Source organism: Moorena sp. SIO4E2 (assembly GCF_010671945.1).
In the GTDB taxonomy this organism is placed as follows: Bacteria; Cyanobacteriota; Cyanobacteriia; order Cyanobacteriales; family Coleofasciculaceae; genus Moorena; species Moorena producens.
Genome location: NZ_JAAHIE010000629.1, coordinates 1 through 3,783 on the forward strand (window position 1 = coordinate 1; position 3,783 = coordinate 3,783).

At 42.4% G+C, this 3,783-nt stretch carries 4 protein-coding genes; 2 read left to right on the forward strand and 2 right to left on the reverse strand.

The window, feature by feature from the left end; all coding sequences use genetic code 11:
* Nucleotides 1-737, forward strand: a 737-nt coding sequence (locus tag F6K37_RS34385) for an inositol monophosphatase family protein (protein WP_287255277.1), incomplete at its 5' end; no start/stop codon positions are given.
* Nucleotides 738-1,067: 330 nt separating this feature from the next.
* Entirely contained in the window at nt 1,068-1,442 is a 375-nt protein-coding gene (locus F6K37_RS34390; protein ID WP_008178068.1) for a Nif11-like leader peptide family natural product precursor, read from the forward strand.
* Nucleotides 1,443-1,577: 135 nt separating this feature from the next.
* Here F6K37_RS34390 and F6K37_RS34395 read toward each other — a convergent pair whose 3' ends face one another.
* Nucleotides 1,578-2,672 carry a cyclic nucleotide-binding domain-containing protein gene (locus F6K37_RS34395; RefSeq protein WP_287255280.1) on the reverse strand — a complete coding sequence of 365 codons (1,095 nt, stop codon included), beginning with the start codon at nt 2,670-2,672 and terminating at the stop codon, nt 1,578-1,580.
* Between the two features lie 707 nt (nt 2,673-3,379).
* On the reverse strand, nt 3,380-3,610 hold the full coding sequence (locus F6K37_RS34400) for a hypothetical protein (protein ID WP_287255283.1): 231 nt from the start codon (nt 3,608-3,610) through the stop codon (nt 3,380-3,382).
* Between the last annotated feature and the right edge of the window lie 173 nt (nt 3,611-3,783).

Consider the following 3,783-nt stretch of genomic DNA (forward strand, 5'->3'; position numbering starts at 1 on the left):
ACTGGGGCAATCTCAAAACTGTAGAAGAGAAAGGTCGTCCTGGAGATTTAGTCACTGCAGCTGATAAAGAAGCAGAAGCAGTAGTCTTAGATATACTCAAAAACGATGTGCCAGACCATTCGATTCTCGCAGAAGAATCCGGTCAACTGGGAGACAATCAAAGTAAATACCTATGGGCGATTGACCCCCTCGATGGTACTACTAATTATGCCCATCAATACCCCATTGCTGCTACCTCTGTGGGGTTGTTGATTGACGGCAAGCCTCAGGTGGGAGCAGTATATAATCCCTTTCGGGATGAGTTATTGTGTGCAGCTGTGGGCTTGGGCGCAACCTGCAATGGTCAGCCAATCCAGGTTTCCCAAGTCTCTGAGCTGGGTAAGAGCTTGTTAGTGACTGGATTTGCCTATGACCGGCGGCAGACTTCTGATAATAACTATGCTGAGTTCTGTTACCTGACTCATCTGACTCAGGGAGTTCGCCGTAGTGGTTCTGCATCCATCGATTTGTGTGATGTTGCTACTGGACGATTAGATGGCTATTGGGAACGAGGGCTTTCTCCTTGGGATGTAGCTGCTGGTATCGTTATCCTAGAGGAAGCTGGTGGTAAAGTTACTGCTTATGATGGCAGTCCTATTGATATTAATTCTGGGCGGATTCTGGCAACTAATGCCAAGATTCACGACAGTCTCAGTGCTGCCTTGTTAGAGACACCACCTTTATCGTCTTGGAAATAAAATATTAAGCTATTAGCTATCAGCTATCAGCTATCAGCTATCAGCTATCAGCTATCAGCTATCAGCATTAAGCTATCAGCTATCAGCTATCAGCTATCAGCATTAAGCTATCAGCTATCAGCTATCAGCTATCAGCATTAAGCTATCAGCTATCAGCTATCAGTTTTCAGCCAAAGGCCAACGGCTGACCACTGACGGCTGACCGCTGACCGCTGACCACTGACCACTGACGGCTGACCGCTGACCGCTGACTAATTATTTATAATAATAGATGTAAACTCGATTAACTGGCGTCCATGAGTGACACATTTTTTATAGCTAATATCTACAATGTCTACAATCTCTACAGAAAATGTTGCTCAATTTTTCCATGCTATTTCTCTACAAGAAGATTTAAAACAGCAGCTAATAGCTACTAGAAATCCAGAAGAGGTAGTTAAGGTAGCACAGGATTACGATTTTAAGTTTACCGTAGCTGACTGGCAACAGTTTATCCAGGGGCATCACTCTAGTCAGCCTACCAGTGATACTTTTAAAAATGAAATAATAGGATTAGATGTTACTGAAGAACAGTTAGATGCTTGGTGGAAATTTGCTTGGGAAACAGGAGATATCAATCTGATCGGGTGGGTTTATGACAAGAGAGATGCTATCACTTGGGTGCAATTGCTAGATGAGTTTAAAGTAATTAAAAAAGACGATTAATTGTCAGCTATCAGCGGTCAGCGGTCAGCGGTCAGCGGTCAGCGGTCAGCGGTCAGCCTTCAGCGGTCAGTGGTCAGTGGTCAGCGGTCAGTGGTCAGCGGTCAGGCTGAAAACTGATAGCTGATAGCTGATCGCTTAAGATTCAATCACTCCATTAATCAGTAACGCTGCTTTAGTTTTGTCTAAAATAACTTTTTCATAGGTTTTGATCGACTCGTTATGAATGGGTGTAGCCATGAACCTATATTGACTGGACGTTGTTAGTTCATCAATCTTCAGGTGAGTCGCCATCGGGTCTTCTATCTGATACTCTTTCTCGAAGTAAAGTAAGCTAATTGTGGTCAGGTGTATTCGATCAGCAATAGCAGCAGCAAGCAATCGATAAAAACGAGCTGCAAAACGGGGGTCTTTCTCTAGTTTATGGGTTAATTTAGCTCGATCAATTGACCACACAATGGAGTCTTCTAAAGCTTTAACTGTAGCGGAAGGGGGATGATCTTTCACAAAAGACATTTCTCCGACTACTTCACCGTTGGATAATCGAGCAATTTCCAGACTTTTCCAAGCTTCAACGGAAACGGTTAAGATGCCATCTAGGACAATGTAGAGTGCATTGATAGATTCTCCTTCATGAATCAAGACATGACCAGCTGGAATTTCTTTACTGCCTAACCATATACTGCTCAGGGTTCCAGTTAATAATGGCTCACCACTTTTGGCAGCAAAAACCCAGGCTGGACTGCTTTCTCCACCTTTGGATGTGATCTGGTAATCCATGATGGTGAATTCATCAGTTTTTTCGTGATTGATATTTTTTCTGAGATTTAATTCTGTGCCAAGGTTGAACTCAATTTGATTGGAAGTAGGGTCTAAACCCATGGACATCTTATTGTCATGGTTAATTTTACTACCTTGCTTTGACCTTCGCTTTTTCTCTATGGAAACCTTAAAATCATCATTGAAACCACGGTGATAATAGGGAAGTTTGCCATTGGTTAAGTTCAGCCTTAGCTCTCCACCGGTTAGCCCAAGTTTGATGCTACCACCGGGTAGTTCTAAAAATTGATCATGAAAGTTTATAGTTAAGAATAGGTCAATTTTATCTGGCTGAACGATAGTCCCCTCTAATTTCATGAACAGGCAATCTTCGTATTTATTATCAATTTCAATAGTTTCTAGTTCTTTTCGCAAATCCTGCGTTATTACCATGCCAGTTGAAATTGGAATCATGAAGTTATTTTGATTAAAACCTAACATAATAATTTATAGTTTTTTAATCTATGTTGATCAGAAATTAAGATTTACGAAAGCTACAATAATCCTCGATTTATTCCGAGAAATTACTGAATTAGTAAGCAGTCAGCTGTCAGCGGTCAGTGGTCAGCTTTCCGTAACTCAGATTAAACCAATGCTTACCTATTTTAGGCGTTGCTGAATAATAGAATGATTTTAAGAGTAGGTGCGCGCCTCCTAGGGCGCGAGGGATTGCTCGCGCCCTTGGGTCACACCTGTAGAATGGGCATCTTGGTGGAAGGGGCATCTTGCCCGTTATCAATATCTGGTCGAGCGGGCAGGATGCCCACTCTACTGCTATTCATTACTTGATTCAGGAACGCCAAAAGCCAAGCTAGCTAGCCACAGTTAATCTGAAACGACATAAAGGTAAAGTTGAGCGGTGTGAAACCATTTTATAACAAAGCTAAACACTTTTGGTTTCACATCCGCTCCAATGCCATATTAGGCCAAAAAAAGGGGAGCATCCCAATTTGGCACGTTAGCTCTTTTTAGGGGGCTGAAACCCTTGAAATATCGTTGCTTTGGGTAATATTGTTTCCAAAATGGGATGCTCCCAAAAAAAGTTGCTTGGTGGTGGTTGGATTGAGGTATAAAATCCAATTTACAAGATTGCCGATCACTCAAACTTATTGATGGGCAAATTATTTGTAGAAGGTTTTTCCTTCCTCGACAAGTCCTAAGCTTTGGAGGGTGTCGTTGATAGCATCCATCATACCCACGTCTTGCCGGGTTCCTTTACCATTTACTACGCGACGCAGAGCGACATAGAAGGTAATTTCCCCAACCGCCATTTCGTCGGTTTTGCTACCGCCAGAAACAATCTTCTGAGCATAATAGTTTAATTTTTCTTCGATCAAGTCATTCAGGTTCATTATTAGTTGTCTCCTTTGAAAGGTTCTAAATCCTTGCCTAAAGCCCTTTGATTGGGCCTGCACAGTAGCTTTTTGCCAACCGATCCTACCATGAAATGTGGGACAATGCTTACTGAATTACAGCAGTTTTCAATTGGGTGAGGAGTCGGGAATCGGGAATCGGGAATCGGGAA